The 25,124-nt window shown below is 68.5% G+C and carries 23 protein-coding genes and 1 tRNA gene; 2 read left to right on the forward strand and 22 right to left on the reverse strand.

Annotated elements, in window-relative coordinates; all coding sequences use genetic code 11:
* Positions 1-3: 3 nt before the first annotated feature.
* The 16 genes from BM060_RS26855 to leuC form a co-directional block, all read right to left on the reverse strand.
* Positions 4-1,215, reverse strand: a complete 1,212-nt coding sequence (locus tag BM060_RS26855; protein ID WP_074984775.1) for an O-succinylhomoserine sulfhydrylase — start codon at positions 1,213-1,215, stop codon at positions 4-6.
* 13 nt (positions 1,216-1,228) lie between these two features.
* On the reverse strand, positions 1,229-2,734 hold the full coding sequence (purF, locus tag BM060_RS26860; protein WP_074984778.1) for an amidophosphoribosyltransferase: 1,506 nt from the start codon (positions 2,732-2,734) through the stop codon (positions 1,229-1,231).
* 101 nt (positions 2,735-2,835) lie between these two features.
* Positions 2,836-3,378: a CvpA family protein gene (locus tag BM060_RS26865; RefSeq protein WP_099049040.1), complete on the reverse strand. Its 543-nt coding sequence runs from the start codon at positions 3,376-3,378 to the stop codon at positions 2,836-2,838.
* 91 nt (positions 3,379-3,469) lie between these two features.
* Positions 3,470-4,135, reverse strand: coding sequence for an SPOR domain-containing protein (locus tag BM060_RS26870; RefSeq protein ID WP_009621064.1), 666 nt, complete (start codon positions 4,133-4,135; stop codon positions 3,470-3,472).
* Between the two features lie 28 nt (positions 4,136-4,163).
* Positions 4,164-5,444: a bifunctional tetrahydrofolate synthase/dihydrofolate synthase gene (gene folC / locus BM060_RS26875; protein ID WP_074984780.1), complete on the reverse strand. Its 1,281-nt coding sequence runs from the start codon at positions 5,442-5,444 to the stop codon at positions 4,164-4,166.
* A complete protein-coding gene (gene accD / locus BM060_RS26880) occupies positions 5,441-6,316 on the reverse strand; it encodes an acetyl-CoA carboxylase, carboxyltransferase subunit beta (protein ID WP_009621059.1) in 876 nt (291 codons plus the stop codon). The genes folC and accD overlap by 4 nt, the downstream gene beginning before the upstream one ends.
* A 225-nt stretch (positions 6,317-6,541) precedes the next feature.
* Positions 6,542-7,171 carry a phosphoribosylanthranilate isomerase gene (locus BM060_RS26885; RefSeq protein WP_074984783.1) on the reverse strand — a complete coding sequence of 210 codons (630 nt, stop codon included), beginning with the start codon at positions 7,169-7,171 and terminating at the stop codon, positions 6,542-6,544.
* Positions 7,172-7,229: 58 nt separating this feature from the next.
* The gene (truA, locus tag BM060_RS26890) at positions 7,230-8,084 is read right to left on the reverse strand and encodes a tRNA pseudouridine(38-40) synthase TruA (protein WP_024128268.1); all 855 of its coding nucleotides are present in this window, start codon (positions 8,082-8,084) and stop codon (positions 7,230-7,232) included.
* Between the two features lie 164 nt (positions 8,085-8,248).
* On the reverse strand, positions 8,249-11,065 hold the full coding sequence (locus BM060_RS26895) for a motility hub landmark protein FimV (protein WP_074984785.1): 2,817 nt from the start codon (positions 11,063-11,065) through the stop codon (positions 8,249-8,251).
* 168 nt (positions 11,066-11,233) lie between these two features.
* Positions 11,234-12,226 (reverse strand): aspartate-semialdehyde dehydrogenase, encoded by a 993-nt coding sequence (locus BM060_RS26900; protein WP_083426851.1) that lies wholly within the window; start codon positions 12,224-12,226, stop codon positions 11,234-11,236.
* 104 nt (positions 12,227-12,330) lie between these two features.
* Complete coding sequence (locus tag BM060_RS26905) at positions 12,331-13,491, reverse strand: type IV pilus assembly protein FimV (RefSeq protein WP_174672425.1); 1,161 nt, start codon at positions 13,489-13,491, stop codon at positions 12,331-12,333.
* A 226-nt stretch (positions 13,492-13,717) separates the two neighbouring features.
* Positions 13,718-14,830, reverse strand: coding sequence for an aspartate-semialdehyde dehydrogenase (gene asd, locus BM060_RS26910; RefSeq protein WP_058072014.1), 1,113 nt, complete (start codon positions 14,828-14,830; stop codon positions 13,718-13,720).
* Positions 14,831-14,913: 83 nt separating this feature from the next.
* On the reverse strand, positions 14,914-15,996 hold the full coding sequence (gene leuB / locus BM060_RS26915) for a 3-isopropylmalate dehydrogenase (RefSeq protein WP_074984791.1): 1,083 nt from the start codon (positions 15,994-15,996) through the stop codon (positions 14,914-14,916).
* A 91-nt stretch (positions 15,997-16,087) separates the two neighbouring features.
* Positions 16,088-16,852, reverse strand: coding sequence for a class I SAM-dependent methyltransferase (locus BM060_RS26920; RefSeq protein WP_074984793.1), 765 nt, complete (start codon positions 16,850-16,852; stop codon positions 16,088-16,090).
* A gap of 34 nt (positions 16,853-16,886) precedes the next feature.
* The gene (leuD, locus tag BM060_RS26925; protein WP_074984795.1) at positions 16,887-17,531 is read right to left on the reverse strand and encodes a 3-isopropylmalate dehydratase small subunit; all 645 of its coding nucleotides are present in this window, start codon (positions 17,529-17,531) and stop codon (positions 16,887-16,889) included.
* An 11-nt stretch (positions 17,532-17,542) separates the two neighbouring features.
* Entirely contained in the window at positions 17,543-18,970 is a 1,428-nt protein-coding gene (gene leuC, locus BM060_RS26930; protein ID WP_074984797.1) for a 3-isopropylmalate dehydratase large subunit, read from the reverse strand.
* A gap of 205 nt (positions 18,971-19,175) precedes the next feature.
* Between leuC and BM060_RS26935 the strand changes: the two genes are divergently transcribed.
* Positions 19,176-20,069: a LysR family transcriptional regulator gene (locus BM060_RS26935; RefSeq protein ID WP_074984799.1), complete on the forward strand. Its 894-nt coding sequence runs from the start codon at positions 19,176-19,178 to the stop codon at positions 20,067-20,069.
* 52 nt (positions 20,070-20,121) lie between these two features.
* Here BM060_RS26935 and BM060_RS26940 read toward each other — a convergent pair whose 3' ends face one another.
* The gene (locus BM060_RS26940; protein WP_009621040.1) at positions 20,122-20,568 is read right to left on the reverse strand and encodes an Hsp20 family protein; all 447 of its coding nucleotides are present in this window, start codon (positions 20,566-20,568) and stop codon (positions 20,122-20,124) included.
* Between the two features lie 146 nt (positions 20,569-20,714).
* Between BM060_RS26940 and BM060_RS26945 the strand changes: the two genes are divergently transcribed.
* The gene (locus BM060_RS26945; protein WP_074984802.1) at positions 20,715-21,461 is read left to right on the forward strand and encodes an SDR family oxidoreductase; all 747 of its coding nucleotides are present in this window, start codon (positions 20,715-20,717) and stop codon (positions 21,459-21,461) included.
* 417 nt (positions 21,462-21,878) lie between these two features.
* On the opposite strand, the gene BM060_RS26950 is transcribed toward BM060_RS26945, so the two are convergent.
* The 5 genes from BM060_RS26950 to BM060_RS26970 form a co-directional block, all read right to left on the reverse strand.
* The gene (locus BM060_RS26950; protein WP_074984804.1) at positions 21,879-22,838 is read right to left on the reverse strand and encodes a tRNA dihydrouridine synthase; all 960 of its coding nucleotides are present in this window, start codon (positions 22,836-22,838) and stop codon (positions 21,879-21,881) included.
* 66 nt (positions 22,839-22,904) lie between these two features.
* Complete coding sequence (locus tag BM060_RS26955; protein ID WP_009621037.1) at positions 22,905-23,348, reverse strand: acyl-CoA thioesterase; 444 nt, start codon at positions 23,346-23,348, stop codon at positions 22,905-22,907.
* 97 nt (positions 23,349-23,445) lie between these two features.
* On the reverse strand, positions 23,446-24,291 hold the full coding sequence (locus BM060_RS26960) for an alpha/beta hydrolase (protein WP_074984807.1): 846 nt from the start codon (positions 24,289-24,291) through the stop codon (positions 23,446-23,448).
* 22 nt (positions 24,292-24,313) lie between these two features.
* Positions 24,314-24,853, reverse strand: a complete 540-nt coding sequence (locus BM060_RS26965) for a TetR/AcrR family transcriptional regulator (protein ID WP_043267950.1) — start codon at positions 24,851-24,853, stop codon at positions 24,314-24,316.
* Positions 24,854-25,047: 194 nt separating this feature from the next.
* A tRNA-Glu gene (locus BM060_RS26970) sits at positions 25,048-25,123 on the reverse strand.
* Position 25,124: the final 1 nt, after the last annotated feature.

The following is a 25,124-nucleotide window of genomic DNA, read 5'->3' on the forward strand; positions in this document are numbered from 1 at the left end:
CGCTCACAGTGCCGCCAGGCCTCGTGCCAGGTCCTTCTTGATGTCGTCGACGTCTTCCAGGCCCACCGCGACGCGGATCAGGTTGTCGCGGATGCCGGCGTTCTCGCGTTCCTGCGGCGACAGGCGGCCGTGGGAGGTGGTCGCCGGGTGGGCGATGGTGGTCTTGGTGTCACCCAGATTGGTGGTGATGGAGATCATCCGGGTGGCGTCGATGAAGCGCCAGGCCGCGGCCTTGTCGCCCCTCACCTCGAAGCTGACCACCGCGCCGAAGCCCTTCTGCTGCTGCTTGGCCAGCTCGTGCTGCGGGTGGCTGGCCAGGCCGGCGTAGTAGACGCGCTCGATGCCCGGCTGCTGTTCCAGCCACTCGGCCACGTCCTGGGCCGCGGCGCAATGCGCCTGCATGCGCACGCGCAGGGTTTCCAGGCCCTTGAGGAAGATCCAGGCGTTGAACGGGCTGAGGGTCGGGCCGGCGGTGCGCAGGAAACCGACCACGCCTTCCATCAGCTTGCGGCTGCCGGCGACCACGCCGCCCATGCTGCGGCCCTGGCCGTCGATGTACTTGGTCGCCGAGTGGATCACCACGTCGGCGCCGAGCTTCAGCGGCTGCTGCAGCGCCGGGGTGCAGAAGCAGTTGTCCACCGCCAGCAGCGCGCCATGGGCGTGGGCGATCTCGGCCAGGGCCGCGATGTCCACCAGCTCGGCCAGGGGGTTGGACGGCGACTCGACGAACAGCAGCCTGGTGTTCGGCTTGATCGCCGCTTCCCAGGCCTTGAGGTCGCTCAGCGGCGGGTAGTCCACCTGCACGCCGAAGCGCTTGAAGTACTTCTCGAACAGGCTGATGGTCGAGCCGAACACGCTGCGCGAGACCAGCACGTGGTCGCCGGCGCTGCAGTGGGTCATCACCAGCGAGAGGATGGCCGACATGCCGGTGGAGGTGGCCACCGCCTGCTCGGCGCCTTCCAGGGCGGCGATGCGCTCCTCGAAGGTGCGCACCGTCGGGTTGGTGTAGCGCGAGTAGACGTTGCCCGGCACCTCGCCGGCGAAGCGCGCGGCGGCGTCGGCGGCGCTGCGGAACACATAGCTGGAGGTAGGGAACAGCGCTTCGCCGTGCTCCGCCTCCGGGGTGCGTTGCTGCCCGGCGCGTACCGCCAGGGTGTCGAAGGCGGCGCCTTCCAGGTCACTGTCCAGGCGACCGGCTTCCCATTCCTGTGCCATCCCCTGCTCTCCTTCAGTCGTTGTACAGATCGATGATGGCGCTGACCGCGTTGGCCTTGGCCTTGGTCGCGTCGTTGCGCGCCTGCTCGATCCGGTTCAGATAGGCTTCGTTGACGTCGCCGGTCACGTACTGGCCGTCGAAGACCGCGCAGTCGAAGTGCTCGATCTTGATCTTGCCGCCGCCGACCGCGTCGATCAGGTCCGGCAGGTCCTGGTAGACCAGCCAGTCGGCGCCGAGCAGCTCGCCCACTTGCTCGGTGCTGCGGTCATGGGCGATCAGTTCGTGGGCGCTCGGCATGTCGATGCCGTAGACGTTGGGGTAGCGCACGGCCGGCGCCGCGGAGCAGAAGTAGACCTTCTTCGCCCCGGCCTCGCGGGCCATCTGGATGATCTGCTTGCTGGTGGTGCCGCGGACGATGGAGTCGTCCACCAGCATCACGTTCTTGCCGCGGAATTCCAGCTCGATGGCATTGAGCTTCTGGCGCACCGACTTCTTGCGCGCGGCCTGGCCGGGCATGATGAAGGTGCGGCCGATGTAGCGGTTCTTCACGAAGCCTTCGCGGAACTTCACGCCCAGGCGGTTGGCCAGCTCCAGGGCGGAGGTGCGGCTGGTGTCGGGGATCGGGATGACCACGTCGATGTCGTGTTCCGGGCGCTCGCGGAGGATCTTCTCGGCCAGCTTCTCGCCCATGCGCAGGCGCGCCTTGTACACCGAGATGCCGTCCATCAGCGAGTCCGGACGGGCCAGGTAGACGTGCTCGAAGATGCACGGCGAGTATTTCGGGTTGGCCGCGCACTGGCGGGTGAACAGCTTGCCTTCCTCGGTGATGTACACCGCTTCGCCCGGCGCCAGGTCGCGGATCAGGGTGAAGCCGAGGACGTCCAGGGCCACGCTTTCCGAGGCGATCATGTATTCCACGCCGTTCTCGGTGTGGCGCTGGCCGAAGACGATCGGGCGGATCGCGTTGGGGTCGCGGAAGCCGACGATGCCGTAGCCGGTGATCATCGCCACCACGGCGTAGCCGCCGACGCAGCGGGCGTGCACGCCGGCCACCGCGGCGAAGACGTCTTCCTCGGTGGGCTGCAGCTTGTTGCGCACCGCCAGCTCATGGGCGAAGACGTTGAGCAGCACTTCCGAGTCGGAGTTGGTGTTGACGTGGCGCAGGTCGGATTCGTAGATCTCCTTGGCCAACTGCTCGACGTTGGTCAGGTTGCCGTTGTGCGCCAGGGTGATGCCGTAGGGCGAGTTGACGTAGAACGGCTGGGCCTCGGCGGAGCTGGAGCTGCCGGCGGTCGGATAGCGCACGTGGCCGATGCCGGCCTTGCCCACCAGGCGCTGCATGTGGCGCTGCTGGAAGACGTCACGGACCAGGCCGTTGTCCTTGCGCAGGTAGAGCCTGTCGTCCTGACAGGTGACGATGCCGGCAGCGTCCTGGCCGCGATGCTGGAGAACGGTGAGCGCGTCATACAACGCCTGATTGACGTTCGACTTGCCCACGATACCGACGATGCCACACATGCGACGCAACCCCTAGTTGGTTTACAGGCTAAAAAATTCCGTTCCCGCCGCCCCACCCGGGCCGGCGTCGGGCGGCGCACTGCGCCACCCTGGCCCAGCCGTCACTGGCTGGGCAGCATACTCCCCATCCCGACCGGCGGTGCCAGTTGGCCACTGGCGAACCAGTGCCCGGCCAGGTTGAGGACGATGTTCTTAGACCAGTCGGCGACCAGCAGGAAGTGCGGCAGCAGCACCGACTGCTGCCACCACGGGTCCTGTTGCACCGGCGCCAGGCTCAGCAAGCCGACCAGCAAAACCACCAGCAGCACGCCGCGGGCGCCGCCGAAGGCCATGCCGAGCACGCGGTCGGTGCCGGACATGCCGGTCACCCGGACCAGTTCGCTGATGAGGAAATTGACCAGCGCCCCCAGCAGCAGGGTGACCACGAAAAGCAGCGCGCAGGCGGCGATGACGCGGCCGGACGGCAGTTGGATGTAAGGCGCGAGACGTTCGGCCAGCGCGCCGCCGAACATCCAGGCGACCGCACCCGCGACAATCCAGGTGAGCAGGGACAGGGCTTCCTTGACGAAGCCGCGGCTCAGACTGATCAGGCTGGAAATGACGATGATGCCGATCATCGTCCAATCGACCCAGGTAAATGCCACGTTGCGGCCCAGAAACGAAAAAGGCCCCGCATTTTAGCAGAGCCCCGGGGTTTAGCGGAGCCCCCGATGCATCGGGAGCCGCTCATCGGTGTCAGCCGCGTTCGGGCTGGAAGCGCACCACGAAGCCGTTGAGCTTCTGCTGCTTGCTCAGCTGCTCCTTCAGGCGGTCGGCCTCGGCGCGCTCGATCACCGGCCCGACGAACACCCGGTTCATGCCGTCGAAGCTGCGCACGTAGGCGTTGTAGCCCTGGCTGCGGAGGCTCTTCTGCAGTTCCTCGGCGCGGGCGCGGTTGGACAGGCTGGCCAGTTGCACCGACCAGCTCACCGCCAGCTTGTCGGCATCCAGGCGCTGGGCCGGCGCGGCGGGCGCGCTGGCCTGGGCCGGCGGCGTGGCCGGTTGCTGGGCTGGGCGCGGCGCTGGGGCGGCGGGCTGCTGGGCCGGCGTTTGCGGCAGGCTGGCGATGGGCGTCGAAGGCGCGGTGGTCGGCGCGGGACTGGGCACCGGCGCCTGGACCTGGGGCTGAGCGTCGGGGGCCTGCGGCGCTTCGGCCACCGGGGCCTGGGGTTCGGGCACCGGCGTCGGCTGTACTTCCACCGCAGGCATGGCCGGCGTCTTCGGCATCGCCGGGGCGTCGACCGTCACCTGGCGCACCTCGTCCTGGCGGCTGAACAGCATCGGCAGGAAGATCACCGCCAGCGCCAGCAACACCAGCGCACCGACGATCCGCTGCTTGAGCCCCTTATCCAGCAAAGCCATTGCCACTCCCCCGTTTCTTGACCGCTTGTCAGTCCTGGTTGCCGTCCAGCCAGCTCAGGGCGTCCGCCACGCTGTAGAAGGAGCCGAACACCAGGATCTCGTCGTCCGCCGTCGCCCGGGCGCATTGTGCTTCGAGCGCCGCGGCGATGTCGCCATGCACGCTGGCCTGCGCCCCACGCGCAAGCAAGGCTGCCGCCAGCTCGCCGGCCGGGCGCGAGCGCGGCGTGGGCAAGGGGGCGACGGCCCAATCCTGCACCAAGCCGAGCAAGGGTTCCAGCACCCCGTCCAGATCCTTGTCCGAAAGCAGGCCGAAAACCGCCAGGCGCCGGCCCTTCGGCGGCCGCGCAGCAAGGCGGCGGGCCAGGTAGTCGGCGGCATGGGGGTTGTGCCCGACGTCCAGCAACAGATGGCGCGGCTGCCCCTGCCAGGTCGCTACGCGGCGATCCAGGCGGCCGGTGACGCGGGTGCGCTGCAGGGCCGCGAGCAGGCGCTCGGGCTGCCACGGTAGGCCCAGCAATGCGTAGACCTGCAGCGCCAGAGCGGCATTCTCCATGGGCAGGTCAAGCAGGCTCAGGTGGTGCAGGCGCAGCGGGGTGCCGTCGGCGCCCCGGCCATGCCAGTGCCAGTCGTGCTCGCCGATGGCCAGGTCGAAGTCGCGGCCGCGCAGCAGCAGCGGCGCGCCCAGGGCGCGGGCCTGGTCCAGCAGCGGCTGCGGCGGCTCCAGGTCGCCGCACACGGCCGGCTTGCCGGCGCGGAAGATGCCGGCCTTCTCGAAGGCCACGCTGTCGCGGTTGTCGCCCAGCCATTCGGCATGGTCGAGACCGATGCTGGTGACCACGGCGATGTCGGCGTCCACCAGATTGACCGCGTCGAGCCGGCCACCGAGGCCGACTTCCAGCACAACCGCATCGAGACCGGCGCGCTCGAACAGCCAGAAGGCCGCCAGGGTGCCCATCTCGAAATAGGTCAGGGAGATTTCGCCGCGCGCCGCCTCGACCGCGGCGAAGGCCTCGCAGAGCGCTTCATCGCTGGCCTCGCGGCCCTCGATGAGCACGCGCTCGTTGTAGCGCAGCAGGTGCGGCGAGGCGTACACGCCGACCTTCAGGCCCTGCTCGCCGAGCAGCTCGGCGAGGAAGGCGCAGGTGGAGCCCTTGCCGTTGGTGCCGGTGACGGTCACCACGCGCGGCGCCGGGCGCCCCAGGCCGAGGCGGACGGCCACCTCGCGGGAGCGCTCCAGGCCCATGTCGATGGCCGAGGGATGCAGCTGTTCGAGGTAGCCGAGCCAGTCGGCCAGGGAACGCTGGCTCATCCTGCGAGGGCGGTGCTGGGGGTGTTGGTGAACTTGGCCAGCAGCTTGGCCAGGCGGTCACGCATTTCCGCGCGGTGCACGATCATGTCGATGGCGCCGTGTTCGAGGAGGAACTCGCTGCGCTGGAAGCCTTCGGGCAGCTTCTCGCGCACGGTCTGCTCGATCACCCGCGGGCCGGCGAAGCCGACCAGGGCCTTGGGCTCGCCGACGATCACGTCGCCGAGCATGGCCAGGCTGGCGGAAACGCCGCCGTAGACCGGGTCGGTCAGCACGGAAATGAACGGGATGCCTTCCTCGCGCAGGCGCGCCAGGGCGGCGGAGGTCTTGGCCATCTGCATCAGCGAGATCAGCGCTTCCTGCATGCGCGCGCCGCCGGAGGCGGAGAAGCAGATCATCGGGCAGCGGTGCTCCAGGGCGTAGTTGGCGGCGCGCACGAAGCGCTCACCGACGATGGAGCCCATGGAACCGCCCATGAACGAGAACTCGAAGGCCGCGGCCACGACGGGCAGGCCCTGCAGCTTGCCGCTCATGGCGATCAGCGCGTCCTTCTCGCCGGTGTCCTTCTGCGCGGCGGCCAGGCGGTCCTTGTACTTCTTGGTGTCGCGGAACTTCAGGCGATCCACCGGCTCCAGCTCGGCGCCCAGCTCCTCGCGGCCTTCCTCGTCGAGGAAAATGTCCAGGCGGGTGCGCGCACCGATGCGCATGTGGTGGTCGCACTTGGGGCAGACGTCCAGGGTCTTTTCCAGCTCCGGCCGATACAGCACGGCGTCGCAGGACGGGCACTTGTGCCACAGGCCTTCCGGTACCGAGCTCTTCTTCGCCTCGGAACGCATGATGGAAGGGATCAGCTTGTCTACCAGCCAGTTGCTCATGCTCTGTTCTCCAATGCGGGGACAGTACGCTCAGCGGCCCGAAGCCTTGCGCCTGCCCGTGAGCAGAAAAAATCACCATCGGCGCCGTGGCTCGGCCACGGCCCCTCGAAATCGCGGCGCGCCCTGGGCGGCGCCTTCGCCAGGCCGACACGGGGTCGGCGCTCGCATGACAAAACGTCAACAGCTCCTAATGACGGTGGCAGACCGCCTGCCGTCACATGCATCTCACCGGGAATCCGCCTCGCGGCAGCGGCGGATGAAGGCGCGGATCTTCTCGGCGTCCTTGATCCCCTTGCTCGCCTCCACCCCGCCGCTGACGTCCACGGCATAGGGGCGCACCTGGCGGATCGCCGCGGCGACGTTGTCGGCGTTGAGGCCGCCGGCCAGCACCAGCGGGCGCGGCAGGGTTTCGGGAATCAGGGACCAGTCGAAGGCCGCGCCGGTTCCACCGGGAACGCCCTCGACGTAGGTGTCCAGCAGGATGCCGGCGGCGCCGGGATAAAGCGCGGCCTGGGCGGCGATGTCGTCGCCGGCCTTCACCCGCAGCGCCTTCAGGTACGGCTTGTGGTAGCCCTCGCAGTCCGCGGCGCGCTCGTCGCCATGGAACTGCAGCATGTCCAGCGGCACCGCATCGAGGATTTCCCCCAGCTCGCAGCGGCTGGCATCGACGAACAGGCCCACGCTGGTGACGAAGGGCGGCAGCGCCGCGACTATGGCGCGCGCCTGCTGCACGCTGACCGCGCGCGGGCTCTTGGCGTAGAACACCATGCCGATGGCGTCGGCGCCCGCCTCGGCGGCGGCCAGGGCGTCCTCGACACGGGTAATGCCACAGATTTTGATGCGAACGGCGGACAAGATGCGGCGACCTTCCTTCAAAGCAATCCGTCGATGGTAGCAAATGCCCCGGACAGCGTCAGCCGAGCGTATCGGGCAAAGATGAAAGGAAATGTGGCCCCAGGTAGCGCTGCGGCAGCTCGAAGGCTTCCGGGTATTCCACCCGCACTAGGTAGAGCCCGAAGGGGTGCGCGGTCACGCCGCCAGCGCGGCGGTCGCGCGCCGCCAGCACCTCGTCGACCCACTCCGGCTCCCGCTCGCCCGCCCCTACCGTCATCAGCACCCCGGCGAAGTTGCGCACCATGTGGTGGAGGAAGGCGTTGGCGCGCACGTCCAGCACGATGAAGCGGCCGTGCTCCAGCACCTGCAGGTGGTGCACCGTCTTGATCGGCGACTTGGCCTGGCACTGCACGGCGCGGAACGAGGTGAAGTCATGGGTGCCGACCAGCTTCTGCGCCGCCGCGCGCATGCGCTCGACGTCCAGCGGCCGGTGGTTCCAGGTGACCTCCTCGGCCATGTGCGCGGGGCGGATCGGATCGTTGTAGATGACGTAGCGGTAACGCCGCGCCACGGCCGAGAAGCGCGCATGGAAGTCCGCCGGCATGACCTTGGCCCAGGTCACGCTGATATCCGCCGGCAGGTTGGCATTACTGCCCATCACCCAGGCCTTCAGCGGGCGCTCGACGCGGGTGTCGAAGTGCACCACCTGGCCACTGCCATGCACCGAGGCGTCGGTGCGCCCGGCGCACATGACGCTCACCGGCTCGGCGGCCACCTTGGACAGGGCACGCTCCAGCGCTCCCTGCACCGACGGCACGCCGTCCTCCTGGCGCTGCCAGCCGCGGTAGCGCGCGCCCTTGTATTCGACGCCCAGGGCGATCCTGGTGACGTCAGCGGTGGCGACCTCGCCCACCGCGCTCTCGAACTCGTTCAACTGCTCAGGCCATCCCGAAAAGGCAACTCAGCGGGCTATTCTGCCTGGATTGCCGTGCCCGGGCGATGCGCCGCGATCGGTGCGGCGCCGCCAGGCGCGCAATGTCCACGCCCTGAAACGACGATGGCAGCCCGAAGGCTGCCATCGCTTTACCTGCGACCTGCTCAGGACAGGCGTTCGAGCAGCTCGCGGGCTTCCTGCTGCTGCTGGTCGCTGCCTTCGCTGATGACCTCGTCGAGGATGTCGCGCGCGCCCTCGGCGTCGCCCATGTCGATGTAGGCACGGGCCAGGTCGAGCTTGGTCGCGGCCTCGTCGGCGCCGGAGAGGAAGTCGAACTCGTCGTCCACGTCGCCCTCGTCCAGTGCGGAGTCCAGCAACGGCTCGACCTCGGGCTCCAGCGATGCCGCCGGGCTGGCCGGTTGCTCAAGGTCGCTGGCGAGCTTGTCCAGCTCGGCGCTGACCTGGTCCAGCTGGGCCGCGAAGCTGTCGTCGGCCGGCAGCTCCTGGGGGGCCTCTTCGGGCAGCGACAGGTCGAAGTCGTCCGCCAGGCCCTCGACCGGCTTGGCCGCGGGCTCGCTCTCGGCGCCCAGGTCGAAGCTGAAGTCGTCGTCGGCGCTCGCGGCGAGCCCGGCGCCCTCCTCGCCCAGATCGAAGAGGAAGTCCTCGTCCTTGGCCGCGGGGGCCGCCGGCTCGTCCGGCAGGTCCAGGGTGAAATCGTCCAGCGCGTCGCTGGCCGTGGGCGCCGCGGGGGCGGCCTTGGCCAGGTCGTCTTCCAGGTCGAGGTCGAAGGCGAAGTCGTCGTCCGTCTTCGCCGATTGGGCCGGCTGGGCCACCGCGGCGGGCTCGTCCAGGCGCAGGTCGTCTTCGAGGTCGAAGTCTTCCAGCGACAGTTCGTCGGCCTTGGCTTGCGGCTCGGCTGCGGCGTGCGGCACCTCGTCGTCGAGCTGCAGGTCGTCCAGGCCCAGGTCGAAAGCGTCGTCCAGGTCGCCGGCGGCCTGTGCGACCGGTTCGCCGACGGGCGCATCGCCGTCGTGGGTCAGGTCGAGGTCATCGAGGCTGAAGTGATCCAGCTCGTCGCTGCCGGCAGCGGCCGCGGCCAGGCCGCCGGCCACGGCAGCCGCCGCGACCATGCCCGGGTAGCGCGACTTCAGCTGCTCCACCTGCGGTTCGGCGCCGCCCAGTTCGCGCAGTTCGTTTTCCTGGCGGGCGAAGCCTTCGCGGTCGCCGATCTCGGCCAGGACCTCCATCAGCTTCAGGCGCAGGTCGGCGCGCTGCGGTTCGTCGTAGATGGCGCCCTGCAGCAGTTCGGCGGCCTGGTTGAAGCGGCCGTAGGCGATGTAGATATCGGCCTCGCCCAGCGGATCGCTGGTCTGCGCGGCGACCTTGTCACCGGCGGCCGGCGCGCTTGCCGGGGCTGCGTCCTCGTCTTCCAGGCTCAGGCTGTCGAATTCGCCGGCAGCCAGTTCCAGCGGCTCGTCCGTTCCGCTCGGGCCGGCCACGGCGGGCTCGACCTTGGCGGCCTCGGCCTGGGCCGCGCGGCGGCGCAGCAGGAGCAGCACCAGCAGCAAGACCAGCACCAGGCTGCCGCCGATGGCGGCCAGCAGCGTCGGGTTGGCCAGCAGTTCCTCGATCAGCCCCGGCTCGTTTTCGGCGGCCGGTGCAGGTGCAGCGGGCTTGGGCGCCGCCGGTTTGGGTTCGGCCGGCTTGGCGGCTGCCGGCGCGGCCGGTTGAGCGGGGGCGGCAGGCGTGGCATCGGGCTGCTGAGCCGCTGCCGGGGCGGCCGGAGCTTCGGCGCCAGGCGCCGGCGGCTGTCCCGCGGGCGCGGAGCCCGGCGCGGCGGGCTGCGGCGTAGTCGCCAGCTCGCCCTGCAACTTGGCCAGTTGCGCGTCCTTCAGTTCGATCAGCTTCTGCAGCTTGTCCAACTGGCTCTGCAGGTCGGTCATGCGGCCCTGCAGTTCGTCGTTCTCGCGGCGGGTGCTGTCCAGGCTTTCCTGGGTGACGGCCAGCTTGTCGGAAAGCGCCTTGCCGTTCTTCGCGCCCTTGTCGGAGCCCTTGGCCTTGCCGGCTTCGCCGGAGACCAGGCGCAGGTTGTCCTTGCTCTCGGCCTGCTCGGGCGCAGCGCCGGCATTGGCGCGGCGGGTGGCGTCCAGCTGGCGGGAGGAACCGGCCAGGCTGCGGCCTTCGCGCCAGGCGCTGCGCTGCTCGCGCACCTGCACGTCGGCCTCGCCCGCGGAGCGGCTGCGGATCTGCTCGGCATCGGGCAGGCGCAGCACCTGGCCGCTCTTCAGACGGTTGATGTTGCCGTCGAGGAAGGCGTCGGGGTTGAGGTCCTGGATGGCCAGCATGGTCTGGTTGACGGTCACGCTGCCGTCGGGACGCGCGCGGGAGGCGATTTCCCACAGGGTGTCGCGGGAACCGGTGCGGTACTCGTTACCGTCCAGGCGGGCCTGGCGCGGCGCGCTGGCCGCAGGGGCCGGCTCCACGGCGCGGGGCGCGGCCGGGGCCACGGGCTGGCGCGCGATGGGCGCGGGCGCGGCGACCGGCGCACGCGGCGCGGCGGCGGCAGCCACCTGCGGCGAGTACAGCGGCGGGTCGAGCAGCACGGTGTATTCGCGCAGCACCCGGCCACTGGGCCAGAGCACTTCCACGAGGAAATTCAGGTAGGGCTCCTGCACCGGCTTGTCGGAGGTCACATGGATGACGCTCTTGCCGTTGGGCTGGACCACCGCGGTGAACTTGAGCCCGGTGAGGAAGAAGTTGCGATCGACGCCGGATTTGCTGAAGTCCTCCGGCGAAGCCAGCTTGGGAATGATCTCGCCGGCCGTCAGGTCGCGGACGTCCGTCACGTCGATATCGGCATTCAGCGGCTGGTTCAGCGCCGAGTGCAGGTGGATGTCTCCCAACCCCAGCGCATGCGCCATGCCGGTGGTCAACGCCGAAGCAGCCGCAATTGCCTGCACCAGTTTACGAAGCCGGACCATAATCTAATCCCTTGTTTTAACAGCTTTCTTCTGGATTCGAGCGTTTCGGAACAACACCTGGCGCCCGCTATTCCCGGCGTCGAAAACGCCGGGATATCCCCCCGCCAGGGCCGTCCAAGCCAGTATTGCCAAGCTAGAATGCTTCTTCAAATATTCGATAAGTATCTTTTACAGATAGTGTTTTATCAATAATGCAGCCAGGTTCGCAGCATTCAGTCCCAGGCCTTTTCGCACATTATCAGACGCAATCCACAAATTGAGGTTGCAAGGGCCAGCGGCACCCTGACGCACCCGCCCGACCTGGATGGCATCCTGGCCCAGGGCATCGCCGATCACCGTCGGGTAATCGTCCTCGACCAGTTCGATGCCCTCGGCCGCCTCCAGAGCGGCTCGCACTTCCGACAAATCTATCGGCACGGCGCTGCGCAAGTTGAGGTTCAGGGCGTCGCCGAAGAACACCGGGGCCAGCAGGCAGTCCGCCTGCACCCTGCCCTGCAGCTGCGGCAGCAGTTCGTTCAGCTCGGCGTTCAGGCGCCGCTCGATGGCGCTGTAGCCCGAGGCGTCGGCCGCACCGACCAGGCCCAGCAGGTTGAAGGCGTACTGGCGATCGACGAGGCGCGGCTCCACCGGGCGCGCGTTGAGCAGCTCGGCGGTCTGCCGGGCCAGCTCCTGCACGCCTTCGCGGCCCAGTTGCGAGGCGGACAGGCAGGCGGTCAGCGACAGTTCCTGCAGTTCGACGCAATCGCCCAGGGCGGCGACCACTTCGGCCACCTCGGCAGCCGGGGCGCAGGGTACGCGCAGCAGCGCCGGGAAGCTGAGCTCGTCCAGGCGCGCCGGGTTCAGCGCCGTCAGTACCAGGGCGCCTTCCACGCTGCCGCTCAGGTCGATCACCGTGCAACCCTGGGCCAGGGCGCGCGCGGCGTGCTCGCCGGCGACCTCGGCCGAGGTGGCGAACAGCGCCAGCTTCACCTGGGTGAAGGAGAAACCGTCCAGCTCGCGCACCCGCAGATTGCGGCCGCGGAAGGGCACGCTCTTGCCGGCGGACTCGCCGCTGGCCAGCAGGTGCAGCTCGGCCACGGGGCAGTCCAGCTCTTCCAGCAACTCGACCAGCGCTTCGCCAACCAGACCGGTGGCCCCTACTACAGCAACGTCGACGGACATCGAAAATCCCATGGGCTAGAAGGAAACAAGACGCAGCACTTTACTGCCCCCTTCCCCGCCCAGGCAATCGCGCCCGTGCCCGTCGATCGCCGTTCGCCTTCCCCCTATCGGGCGACTTCCTGCGCGGCGGCCGGCGTCGCCTGCGGCGTTGGGCTGCCTACCACGGCGACCGGCGGCTCGGCCGGAGCGCCCGCGGCCTGTTGCCGCGACTGCGCCGCCAGGCGCGCCACCAGGGTGGCGATCTGCGCGTCCTTGAGTTCGATCAGCTTGTTCAGCTTGTCCAGCTGGCTCTGCAGGTCGCCGATCCGGCTGGTCAGCTCCTCGCCCTGGCGGCGCGCGCTGTCCAGGTCTTCCTGCAGCAGCGCCAGGCGTTCCGCGGCGGCCTTCGCCTGGGGTTGCTTCGAGGCCTGCCCGGACTGCAGGCGCAGTTGGTCACGCACCTCCGCCACGGCAGGCGCGGCACCGGGCGCCGCCTTGCGGGTGGCGTCCAGTGCGCGGGGGCGTTCGCGCCAGCGGGCTTCCTGGGCCTGGAAGTGGGTCACCGCCTCGGCATGCCCCTGGGCACGGACCTGGTTGGCGTCGGGCAGGCGCAGCACGGCGCCGACCCGCGGCAGGTTGGCGTTGCCGTCGATGAAGGCCTGCGGGTTCAGCGCCTGGATCGCCCGCATGGTCTGCATCACCGAGGCATCCCCGGCCGGCCGGTGGCGGGAGGCGATGGCCCACAGGGTGTCGCCGGCGGCGATGCGGTGGCTGCCCGAGGGCGCCGGCGCAGCGACGCCCGGCGCCATCACCGGCGCCGCGATGGCCGTCGACGGCGCGGCGGAAACGACCGGCGCGCTGGGCGCCTGGGCGACGGCCTGGTAGTTCGGCGGATCGAGCAGCAGGGTGTATTCGCGCATGGCCCGCCCTTGCGGCCAGGCCACCTGCAGGACGAAATTGACGTAGGGCTCGCGCACCGGGCCGCTGGATTGCACGCGGATCACCCCGCGGCCGTTGCGCCCGACCTCCGGGGTGAAGCGCAACCCGGAAAGGAAGACGTAGTTGGGCTCCATGCCCAGCCGCTCGGCCTCCTGCTGCGGCACCAGGCTGACCTTGAGGTCCTCGGCACCGAGATCGCCCATGCCGCGCAGCTCGATCCGCGCATCCAGCGTCTGACCCAGCGCGGCCTGCGAAGCGATATCCCCCAGTTCCAGCGCGCTGGCGCGTGCCGGCAGGAAAGCGGCCGCGACGGCGGCGGCCAGAAATACGTGCGCGAAGCGGAACATCCCCATCCCCTGCTGTCGATGACTCCCCCGGCGGCCCCAACCCACCGGCCGGCCCGAACGGGCCGGGCAGCGAGGATAATCACAGGGCGCCGGGCGCCAGCCCGCGCTCCGTCACAGAAAACGACGCCGGTGCCGGCGACTTCGCCGTTCTGTCGAGTGATCGACTTTTTCCGCCTGTACAAAGCAAGACGCCGGCACAGGGCCGGCGTCTTCGAGGAGGCTGCGATCAGCGCTCCAGCAGGATGCGCAGCATGCGCCGCAGCGGCTCGGCCGCGCCCCACAGCAGCTGGTCGCCGACGGTGAAGGCGCCGAGGTACTGCGAGCCCATGTTGAGCTTGCGCAGGCGGCCGACCGGCACGCTCAGGGTGCCGGTGACGGCGGCCGGGGTCAGCTCGCGCATGCTGGCTTCACGCTGGTTGGGGATCAGCTTGACCCAGGGGTTGTGCTGGCTGATCAGGCCTTCGATGTCGGTCAGCGGCACGTCCTTGTTCAGCTTGATGGTCAGCGCCTGGCTGTGGCAGCGCATGGCGCCGATGCGCACGCAGATGCCATCCACCGGGATCGGGTTCTTGAAGCGGCCGAGGATCTTGTTGGTCTCGGCCTGGCCCTTCCACTCCTCGCGGCTCTGGCCGTTGGGCAGTTCCTTGTCGATCCAGGGGATCAGGCTGCCGGCCAGGGGCGCGCCGAAGTGCTCGGTGGGCAGGGCTTCGCTGCGGATGGCCTCGGCGACCTTGCGGTCGATGTCGAGGATGGCGCTGGCCGGGTTGGCCAGGTCGTCGGCCACCGCGGCGTTGATCGCGCCCATCTGCTTGATCAGTTCGCGCATGTTCTGCGCGCCGGCGCCGGAGGCGGCCTGGTAGGTCATGGCGCTCATCCACTCCACCAGGCCGGCTTCGAACAGGCCGCCCAGGGCCATCAGCATCAGGCTGACGGTGCAGTTGCCGCCAATGTAGTTCTTGGCGCCGGCGTCCAGCGACTGGTCGATCACGCGGCGGTTCACCGGGTCGAGGACGATCACCGCGTCGTCCTGCATGCGCAGGCTGGAGGCGGCGTCGATCCAGTAGCCCTGCCAGCCGGCTTCACGCAGCTTGGGGAAGACTTCGTTGGTGTAGTCGCCGCCCTGGCAGGTCAGGATGACGTCGAGGCTCTTGAGTTCCTCGATGCTGTAGGCGTCCTTGAGGGTGGCGATGTCCTTGCCGATGGACGGACCTTCGCCACCGACGTTGGAGGTGGTGAAGAACACCGGCTCGATCAGGTCGAAGTCCCGCTCTTCCAGCATCCGCTGCATGAGCACCGAACCCACCATGCCACGCCAACCGATCAGACCTACACGCTTCATCGCTACTACACCTTCGAATAAGTAGTGGACCGCCGCCCCTGCCCGCTCTGTGCGGGTGCCCAGGGGCGGGCGAACCGGAGAGATTACAGATTCCGCAGCGCGGCGACTACCGCATCGCCCATTTCGCGGGTTCCGACCTTCTTGCAGCCTTCGGACCAGATGTCGCCGGTGCGCAGGCCCTGGTCGAGGACCTGGCTCACCGCCTTCTCGATGGCGTCCGCCGCGGCGCCCTGGTTGAAGCTGTAGCGCAGCATCATGGACACCGAGAGGATGGTCGCCAGCGGGTTGGCGATGCCTTTGCCTGCGATGTCCGGCGCCGAGCCGTGGCACGGCTCGTACATGCCCTTGTTGTTCGCATCCAGGGACGCTGAAGGCAGCATGCCGATGGAACCGGTGAGCATGGAAGCCTCATCCGACAGGATGTCGCCGAACATGTTGTCGGTGACCATCACGTCGAATTGCTTGGGCGCGCGCACCAGTTGCATGGCGGCGTTGTCGACGTACATGTGGCTCAGCTCGACGTCCGGGTAGTCCTTGGCCACTTCTTCGACGATCTCGCGCCACAGCTGGCTGGAGGCCAGGACGTTGGCCTTGTCCACCGAGCACAGCTTCTTGCCGCGCACGCGGGCCATGTCGAAGCCGACGCGGGCGATGCGGCGGATCTCGCTTTCGCTGTACGGCAGGGTGTCGTAGGACTGGCGCTCGCCGTTCTCCAGCTCGCGGGTGCCGCGCGGGGCGCCGAAGTAGATGCCGCCGGTCAGCTCGCGGACGATGAGGATGTCCAGGCCGGCGACGATTTCCGGCTTCAGGCTGGAGGCGTCGGCCAGTTGCGGGTAGAGGATGGCCGGGCGCAGGTTGGCGAACAGGCCCAGTTGCGAACGGATCTTCAGCAGGCCGCGCTCGGGGCGGATGTCGCGCTCGATCTTGTCCCATTTCGGCCCGCCCACGGCGCCCAGCAGCACGGCGTCGGCCTTGCGCGCGCGCTCCAGGGTCTCGTCGGCCAGCGGCACGCCGTGCTTGTCGATGGCGGCGCCGCCGATGACGTCCTCGGTCAGCTCGAAGCCCAGCTGGAACCTGTCGTTGGCCAGCTGCAGGACCTTGACCGCCTCGGCCATGATTTCCGGGCCGATACCGTCGCCGGGGAGAACCAGAATCTGTTTGCTCATCAATTTTTCCTTCGGAAAGAGGCTATAGGCTGCAGGCCACAGGCTTCAGGCTTTTTCCTGCCGCCTGTAGCCTGCCGCCCGCAGCCGTCGTTTATTTGCTCGCCCAGAGCACCAGCACGTCGGTGCTGAAGGAACCCTCGGCGTCGATCTCGAAATACTCGCGCACCTCAATGCCCACGGAAAGCTGCAGGGCGCGGATGGCCTGGCGCATCACCTCCGGCGTGCGCATGCGCTCGACCCAGGAGGTGAATTCCAGGCGCAGGCGTTGGCGGCTGCACGCGGTGACAGCCAGGCCCGCCTCGCCGACCAGCCGCGCCCACTCGGACGGCGAATAGTCGCGCACGTGGCTGGTGTCGCGCAGCACTTCCACCGCTTGCAGGTGGGTGTCCAGCAGCGGCAGCCCGGGGGCCGCCACGTCGATGAAGCAGGCCACGCCGCCCGGCTTCAGCACCCGGCGCACTTCGCGCAGGGCCTGGCCGACGTCGCGCCAGTGGTGCGCCGAGTAGCGGCTGAAGACGAAGTCGAACTCGCCGTCCTCGAACGGCAGGCGCTCGGCCACGCCCTGGCGCGTGCGGATGTTGTCCAGGCCACGCTCGGCGGCGGCCGAGGCCACCACGACGAGCATCTGCTCGGAGAGGTCGTAGGCCACCACTTCGCCGGCCAGCGGCGCGACATGGAAGCTGACGTGCCCCGCTCCGCAACCCAGGTCCAGCACGCGGGCGCCGCTGCTCGCCGACAGTCGCTCGCGCAACTGGGCGAACTCTTCGCCCTGGGCATGCACGGCGCTGTTCAGGTAAGCGTTGGCCTGGGCGCCGAACTGGCGCTCGACCACGGCTTCGTGGCGACTCTGGGTCATGACTTTCTCCTCGCGGGGTGATGATGCGACGCCGTCAGGCGTCGCGGAACAACCAGGGCTGGCGCTGCCTGTAGCCGGCCTCGAAGTCGCGGATGGCGTCCGCGTCCTGCAGCGTCAGGCCGATGTCGTCCAGGCCGTTGAGCAGGCAGTGCTTGCGGAAGGCGTCCACTTCGAAGTGGTACTGCTTGCCGTCCGGGCGGGTCACGGTCTGCGCGGCGAGGTCGACGGTCAGTTGGTAGCCCTCGGTGGCCTCGCACTGCTGGAAGAGTTCGTCGACTTCCTCATCCTTCAGGATGATCGGCAGCAGGCCGTTCTTGAAGCTGTTGTTGAAGAAGATGTCGGCGAAGCTCGGCGCGATGACCGTACGGAAGCCGTACTCGTCCAGGGCCCAGGGCGCGTGCTCGCGGGAGGAGCCGCAGCCGAAGTTCTCGCGGGCCAGGAGCACGCTGGCGCCCTGGTAGCGCGGGAAGTTCAGCACGAAGTCCTGGTTGATCGGGCGCTTGGAGTTGTCCTGGTTCGGCTGGCCGACGTCCAGGTAGCGCCACTCGTCGAACAGGTTGGGGCCGAAGCCGGTGCGCTTGATCGACTTGAGGAATTGCTTGGGAATGATCTGGTCGGTGTCGACGTTGGCGCGATCGAGCGGCGCGACGAGACCGGTGTGCTGGGTAAAGGCTTTCATGTTCGGTCTCCTCAGGCCTGCATCAATTCACGGACGTCGATGAAGCGGCCGGTCACCGCGGCGGCGGCGGCCATGGCCGGGCTCACCAGGTGGGTGCGGCCACCGGCGCCCTGGCGGCCCTCGAAGTTGCGGTTGGAGGTGGACGCGCAGTGCTCGCCGCTCTCCAGGCGGTCCGGGTTCATCGCCAGGCACATGGAGCAGCCCGGTTCACGCCACTCGAAGCCGGCCTCAATGAAAATCTTGTCCAGCCCTTCCTGCTCGGCCTGCGCCTTGACCAGGCCCGAGCCCGGCACCACCAGCGCCTGCTTGACGCTGGAGGCGACCTTGCGGCCCTTGGCCACGGCGGCGGCGGCGCGCAGGTCTTCGATCCGCGAGTTGGTGCAGGAGCCGATGAACACGCGGTCCAGCTGGATGTCGGTGATCGCCTGGTTGGCGTTCAGGCCCATGTACTTGAGGGCGCGGACGATGGAGTCGCGCTTGACCGGGTCGGCCTCGACGGCCGGGTCCGGCACGTTCTGGTCGACGGCCAGGACCATCTCCGGCGAGGTGCCCCAGCTGACCTGCGGCTTGATGTCCTCGGCGCGCAGCTCGACGATGGTGTCGAAGTGGGCGTCTTCATCGGAAACCAGGTCGCTCCAGGCTTCCACGGCCTTGGCCCAGTCAGCGCCCTGCGGGGCGAACGGGCGGCCCTTGACGTACTCGATGGTCTTCTCGTCGCAGGCCACCATGCCCACGCGGGCGCCGGCCTCGATGGACATGTTGCAGATGGTCATGCGGCCTTCCATGGACAGGTCGCGGATGGCGCTGCCGGCGAACTCCAGGGCATGGCCGTTGCCGCCGGCGGTACCGATCTTGCCGATCACCGCGAGGACGATGTCCTTGGCGGTCACGCCGAAGGGCAGCTTGCCCTCCACGCGCACCTGCATGTTCTTCATCTTCTTGGCCACCAGGCACTGGGTGGCGAGCACGTGCTCGACCTCGGAGGTGCCGATGCCGTGGGCCAGCGCGCCGAAGGCGCCGTGGGTGGAGGTGTGCGAGTCGCCGCAGACCACGGTCATGCCCGGCAGGGTCGCGCCCTGCTCCGGGCCGACCACGTGGACGATGCCCTGGCGCACGTCGTTCATCTTGAATTCGAGGATGCCGAAGTCGTCGCAGTTCTCGTCCAGGGTCTTGACCTGGATGCGCGAGACTTCGTCGGCGATGGCTTCGAGGCCACCCTTGCGCTCGGCCTGGGTGGTCGGCACGTTGTGGTCCGGGGTGGCGATGTTGGCGTCGATGCGCCACGGCTTGCGGCCGGCCAGGCGCAGGCCTTCGAAGGCTTGCGGCGAGGTCACTTCGTGGAGGATGTGGCGGTCGATGTAGATCAGCGACGAGCCATCATCGCGGCGCTTCACCTCGTGCAGTTCCCAGAGTTTGTCGTAGAGCGTCTTGCCGGCCATCAGAGATTCCTCATCAGCGTATTTCTATGCCCCTTGGGCTTGTGGGGATGATGCTATGGTCTGTCGACGAATAACTCAAATTCATATTTTTTATTCAAAGGATTCCCAAGAGGAATGCTACAGGCTATAAGCTGCAGGCTGCAGGCAAGAGCGCCCCGACCGCCCTTCGCCTGCCGCCTGTAGCCTGCCGCCTGGAGCCCCCTCGATGGACCTGACCAGCCTCAACACCTTCCTCGCCATCGCCGAGTCCGGCAGCTTTTCCGAGGCCGGCGAGCGCCTGCACCTGACCCAGCCGGCGGTGAGCAAGCGCATCGCCGCCCTGGAAAGCCAGCTCGGCGTGCGCCTGTTCGACCGCGTCGGCCGCGAAGTGAGCCTGACCGAGGCCGGCCGCGCCCTGCTGCCGCGGGCCTACCAGATCCTCAATGTGCTGGACGACACACGCCGCGCGCTGACCAACCTCAGCGGCGAGGTCAGCGGCCGCCTGGTCCTCGCCACCAGCCACCACATCGGCCTGCACCGCCTGCCGACGCTGCTGCGCGCCTTCACCCGGGCGCACCCGCAGGTGGCGCTGGACATCCAGTTCTGTGACTCGGAAGTGGCCTACGAGGAAATCCTCCACGGCCGCGCCGAACTGGCGGTCATCACCCTGGCCCCGGAAACCGCCGAGCCGGTGCGCGCGGTGCCGGTGTGGGACGACCCGCTGGACTTCGTCGCCGCCCCCGAGCACCCGCTGGCCATGCAGGGCCCGGTGTTCCTCGCCGACGTGGCGCGGCACCCGGCGGTGTTCCCCGGCGGCAACACCTTCACCCACCACATCGTGCGGCGCATGTTCGAGGCCGAGGGGCTGACGCCGAACATCGGCATGAGCACCAACTATATGGAGACCATCAAGATGATGGTCTCCATCGGCCTGGCCTGGAGCGTGCTGCCGCGCACCATGCTCGACGAGACGGTGGTGCGCCTGCCGCTGCAGGACATCCAGCTCAGCCGCCAGCTGGGCTACATCCTGCACACCGAGCGCACCCTGTCCAATGCCGCGCGGGCCTTCATGGCCCTGCTCGACGCCCAGGCGGTGGCGCCCATGGCCTGCGTGGTCTGAACCGGCGGAAAAGAAAAAGGCGCCTTTCGGCGCCTTTTTCATGGCTGGGTCATCAACCCTCCAGCGCCGGGCGCTGGCCGTTGATGGCGATCCGCTTGGGCTTGGCCTCTTCCGGAACGATGCGCACCAGTTCGATGCTCAGCAGGCCGTTCTTCAGCGATGCGCCGCGGACCTCGATGTGGTCGGCGAGGCGGAAGGACAGCTTGAAGGCGCGCTGGGCGATGCCCTGGTGCAGGTAGGTGACGTCGCTGGCAGCCTTCTCGCGCTTGCCTCCGCTGACGGTCAGCACATCGCGCTCCACTTGCAGCTCCAGGTCTTCCTCCTGCAGGCCGGCGGCGGCGACGACGATGCGGTACTGGTCGTCACCGTGCTTCTCGACGTTGTAGGGCGGGTAGGAACTGCCGTTCTCGCTGCGCAACGCCGATTCGAAGAGGTCGTTGAAACGATCGAAGCCGATCGACTGGCGGAACAGCGGGGCAAGAGAAAGTACGTTGCTCATGGCGAATCTCCTGAATAATTCAGCAAGGTCATTGGTGGAGCCTGTCAGCAGGACTCCGGAAGCGGGACCCGGTTTCGGCCTCCCGCACGGATACAGATAGGGTCGCCTCGCAGCCTTTCAAGCCCACTCTTCGAAGGAACAGCCACATGCGCAAAGTCATGCTGATCACCGGCGCCAGCCGCGGCATAGGGGCCGCCACCGCGCTGCTCGCCGCCGAACGCGGCTATGCCGTCGCCATCAACTACCACCGCCAGCGCGAAGCGGCCGACGGGCTGGTACGGCGCATCCACGACGCCGGTGGCCAGGCCGAGGCCTTCGCCGCGGACGTCGCCTGCGAAGAGGAAGTGGTGAAGCTGTTCCGGGAACTGGACCAGGCCTTCGGCCGCCTCGACGTGCTGGTGAACAACGCCGGCATGCTGGAGCGCCAGATGCGCCTGGAAGACATGGACGCGACGCGCCTGCAGCGGGTGTTCGCGGTCAACGTCACCGGCAGCTTCCTCTGCGCCCGCGAGGCGGTGCGGCGCATGGCGAAATCCCATGGCGGCGCGGGCGGCAGCATCGTCAATGTGTCGTCCATGGCCTCGCGCCTGGGCTCGCCCAACGAGTACATCGACTACGCCGCGGCCAAAGGCGCCATCGACAGCATGACCATCGGCCTGGCCAAGGAAGTGGCGGCCGAAGGCATCCGCGTCAACGCCGTGCGGCCGGGGCTGATCGACACGGAAATCCACGCCAGCGGCGGCGAGCCGGGGCGCGTGGAGCGGCTGAAGAGCGCCATTCCGCTGGGCCGTGGCGGGGAACCGGAGGAAGTGGCGCGGGCGATCCTGTTCCTGGCCGGGGACGAGTCGAGCTACAGCACCGGGACATTCATCGATGTCAGTGGCGGGCGGTAGGGCGGGGAAACACCATGCCTCACGGCGAACTGTAGGAGCGGGCCCTGCCCGCGATTCGCGCGCAGGGCGCGCTCCTACAGGGGGGATGACATCGGCGCCCGGGCTTTCCCCTCACCCCAGCCCTCTCCCGGAGGGAGAGGGCTGGGGTGAGGGGGCCGCAGGCCTGCTCGCTCGACTCCGTGCCCCTACGCGCTCCGTGAGGCACTGCATTTCCCCGCACCTACATGGGGATGACGTGGACGGAGCAGCGTAGGAGCGGATCTCATCCGCGAATCGCGCCGGGACGTCCGGCTATCGCGGACAAGGTTGCTCGGGCACGGCTTCTCGCAGGAGCGAGCTTGCTCGCGAACAGACTCCGCTGCGGGGGCTCATTCGCGAGCAAGCTCGCTCCTACGAAGAGCACCGGCGCAATCCATCCTACGCGGCGTCTTCCACCTCGACCTGCAACAGCCGGTCGATCAGCTCGCAGTCGCTCTCGCGGCGGATCTGCACGAACAGCTCCACCGCCTCGGGATAGCTGCGGGTGAGCATGCCCAGCCACTGCTTCAGGCGGCCTGGCGCATAACGTGGCGCCAGCTTGCGCCGGGCCTGGCGCCAGAAGTCGTCGAGCAGCACACGCACTTCGTGCCAGGGCATCGGCCGCACTTCCCTGCCCTCGCGCCAGGCGGCTATCTGCCGGGCCAGGTCGGGGCGCGAGACCAGACCGCGGCCCAACATGATGTCGTCGACGCCGCTGATGGACCGGCAGCGCAGGTAGTCGTCGAGGCTCCAGACTTCGCCGTTGGCGAACACCGGCACCGTCACCGCATCCGCCACCTTCGCCACCCACTCCCAATGAGCCGGCGGCTTGTAGCCGTCGCTCTTGGTCCGCGCGTGGACCACCACGTGAGCGGAACCGCCGTCGGCCAGGGCGCGGGCGCAATCCAGCACGCCGTCCGGGGACTCGTAGCCCAGGCGCATCTTCGAGGTCACCGGGATGTGCGCCGGCACCGCGCGGCGCACGGCCTCGACGATGGCGAACATCAGCTCCGGCTCCTTGAGCAGGACGGCCCCGCCGCGGGACTTGTTCACCGTCTTCGCCGGGCAGCCGAAGTTCAGGTCGATCACCGGGGCGCCCAGTTCGCAGGCATAGGCGGCGTTTTCCGCCAGGCACTGCGGGTCGGAACCAAGGAACTGCACACGCATCGGCGTGCCGGCGCGGGTGCGGCTGCCGTGCAGCAGCTCCGGCGCCAGCTTCTCGTAGGTGGCCAGCGGATGCAGGCGGTCGGTGACGCGGATGAACTCGGTGACGCACCAGTCGATGCCGCCGACGCGGGTCAGTACGTCGCGGAGGATTTCGTCGACCAGCCCCTCCATCGGGGCCAGGGCAATTTGCACGGCGGGGAACCTTTACTGTCGAAGGCGGCGAATTCTAGGGGGACTCGCCGCCCGCGCAAAGTGCCGTCAGGCCGGCGCAGCGCCGAGCAACGCGCGGCCGTAGCCTTCGATGAACTCCACCGGCATGCGCCTGGGCCGGCCGCTGGACAGTTCGATGCAGACGAAGGTGGTGCGGGCGCGCAGCAGGGTCACGCCGTCGGCCGGGCGCACCAGCTGGAAGCGGCGGTCCATGCGCAGCTTCTGGTCGGACTCGACGATCCAGGTGGCCATCTGCAGTTCCTCGCCCTCGTAGGCGGCGGCGAGGTAGTCGATTTCGTGGCGCACCACCGCCATGGCGCGGTCGAGCCGGCGGTATTCGGCCAGGTCCAGGCCCAGGCGCTGCGAATGGCGCCAGGCGCAGCGCTCCAGCCAGCTCACGTAGACGGCGTTGTTGGCGTGGCCGAGGCCGTCGATGTCCTCGGCGTTCACGCTGATGTCGATGACGAAGGGGTCGGGCAGGTCCCAGGCCATGCGCTTGCTCCAGTCCGGGGCCGGGTCCGAGGACCCGGCCGCATGATCGAAGCCGGCAGTTTACAGGGCCCGGCAGCGTCCCGCCCCTCCCCTGTCGTCAGGAGGCCAACGCCATGGGCAGCAGATACCGCTCTTCCTGGCCTTCCAGCAGCGCCAGCACGGCGTCGCTCAGGCGCGGGTCGGCCAGCACGCGCTGGTGGCCGCCGCCTTCCAGGCGCAACAGGCGGCTGCGCGGCCAGGCCGCATGGATGTCCTGCGCATCCGCCACGGGCACTTGCGGGTCGTCCTCGGCGTGCACCACCAGCCCGGGCATATTCAGCGTGTAGCGGCTGACATCCAGTTGCGCCGCAGGCATGCCGGTGTAGGCCTCGACCTGGCGGACGAAGCGGTACCGCGCCTCGGCCGGCAACCCCATGAAGCCGGCGAAACGGCGCAGTACGGAGATGACCCGGCTCGGCGCGGCAATGCAGACCAGCGCCTCGGTGCGCAGCCCCATCTGGGTGGCCAGCAAGGCACTGGCGCCGCCCATGGAATGGCCGATCACCGCGCGCAGCGGCGGCAACTCGCTGGCCGCTTCCAGCAAGGCACGGGCGAACAGCAGCGGATGGGCCTCACGCCCCGGCGAACGGCCATGGGCCGGGCCATCCAGCGCCACCACGGCGTAGCCGGCGCCGACCAGTTCGCGGATCAGGTGGGCGAACTGCGTCGGCCGCCCTTCCCAACCGTGCATCAGCAGTACCGCCGGCCCCTCGCCCCAGCGCAGCGCGGAGAGGCCGAAGCGCAGGGTGATGCGCTCGGAACTGGCCAGCAGCGGCAACTCCCAGTCGCGCGGCTGCAGCGCCCGAGGGGTCATGAAGACTTCACGCATGCGTCGCGCCGCCCATTCCGGCGCCACACGCCCCAGGGTGGCGTTGACGCCACGGATCCAGGTCAAGCTGCTCATTGCCAGGCCCTCCTTCGAGGTCTCAATCCACCGCTTTCTTGGCGGCACGCAGGACACGGTCGGACAGGTCGCTCGGGCCAAGGGCCCGCGCCAGTGCCAGTCCGCCCACCATCAGGGCGATGTCGGCGAGCACGGTGTCGGCGTCCTCGGGACGCTCGGCCAGCTCGGCGACCATGAGTTCGAGGTGTTCGGCCAGGGCTTCGTGGAAGCTCTCCGGCAGTTGCGCCATGTCGCCCAGGGAACTGGGGATGGGGCAGCCCGGCTCCTCGCTGTCGCGGTGCTTGCGCGACAGGTAGAAGGCCGCGACCAGTTGCCGGCGCTCGCTGAACGGCATGTCCGGGTCGAAGTGCTTGAGCTTGGCCCGGCGCGAAGACAGCAGGTGGCGGAAGGCTTCCAGCATCAGCGCATCCTTGCTCTGGAAATGCGCGTAGAAGCCGCCGACGGTCAGCCCGGCGGCGCCCATCACCTCGGCCACGCTCGGCTCCAGCGGCCCGCGGCGGACCAGGGCATCGGCGGCCGCGCAAAGAATGCGTTCACGGGTCTGGGCCTTCTTCTCGCCCAGGCCTTTTTCATTGCTGCCGGTCTTCTGGCTCATGGCGCACCTCAAAATATTATGAGTGAAATATTATGCTCATAATAAAAATCGGCAAGCGACGATGGCGACCATTGGTCGGACGAGAAGATTTTCGAAAGGGGAAAAAACAAAAGGCCACTCGAAAATTGAGTGGCCCTATAGGCCCCGCAGAGCGGGAAAATTGGCGTCCCCTAGGGGACTCGAACCCCTGTTACCGCCGTGAAAGGGCGGTGTCCTAGGCCACTAGACGAAGGGGACG

This window comes from Pseudomonas citronellolis (assembly GCF_900112375.1).
GTDB lineage: Bacteria > Pseudomonadota > Gammaproteobacteria > Pseudomonadales > Pseudomonadaceae > Pseudomonas > Pseudomonas citronellolis.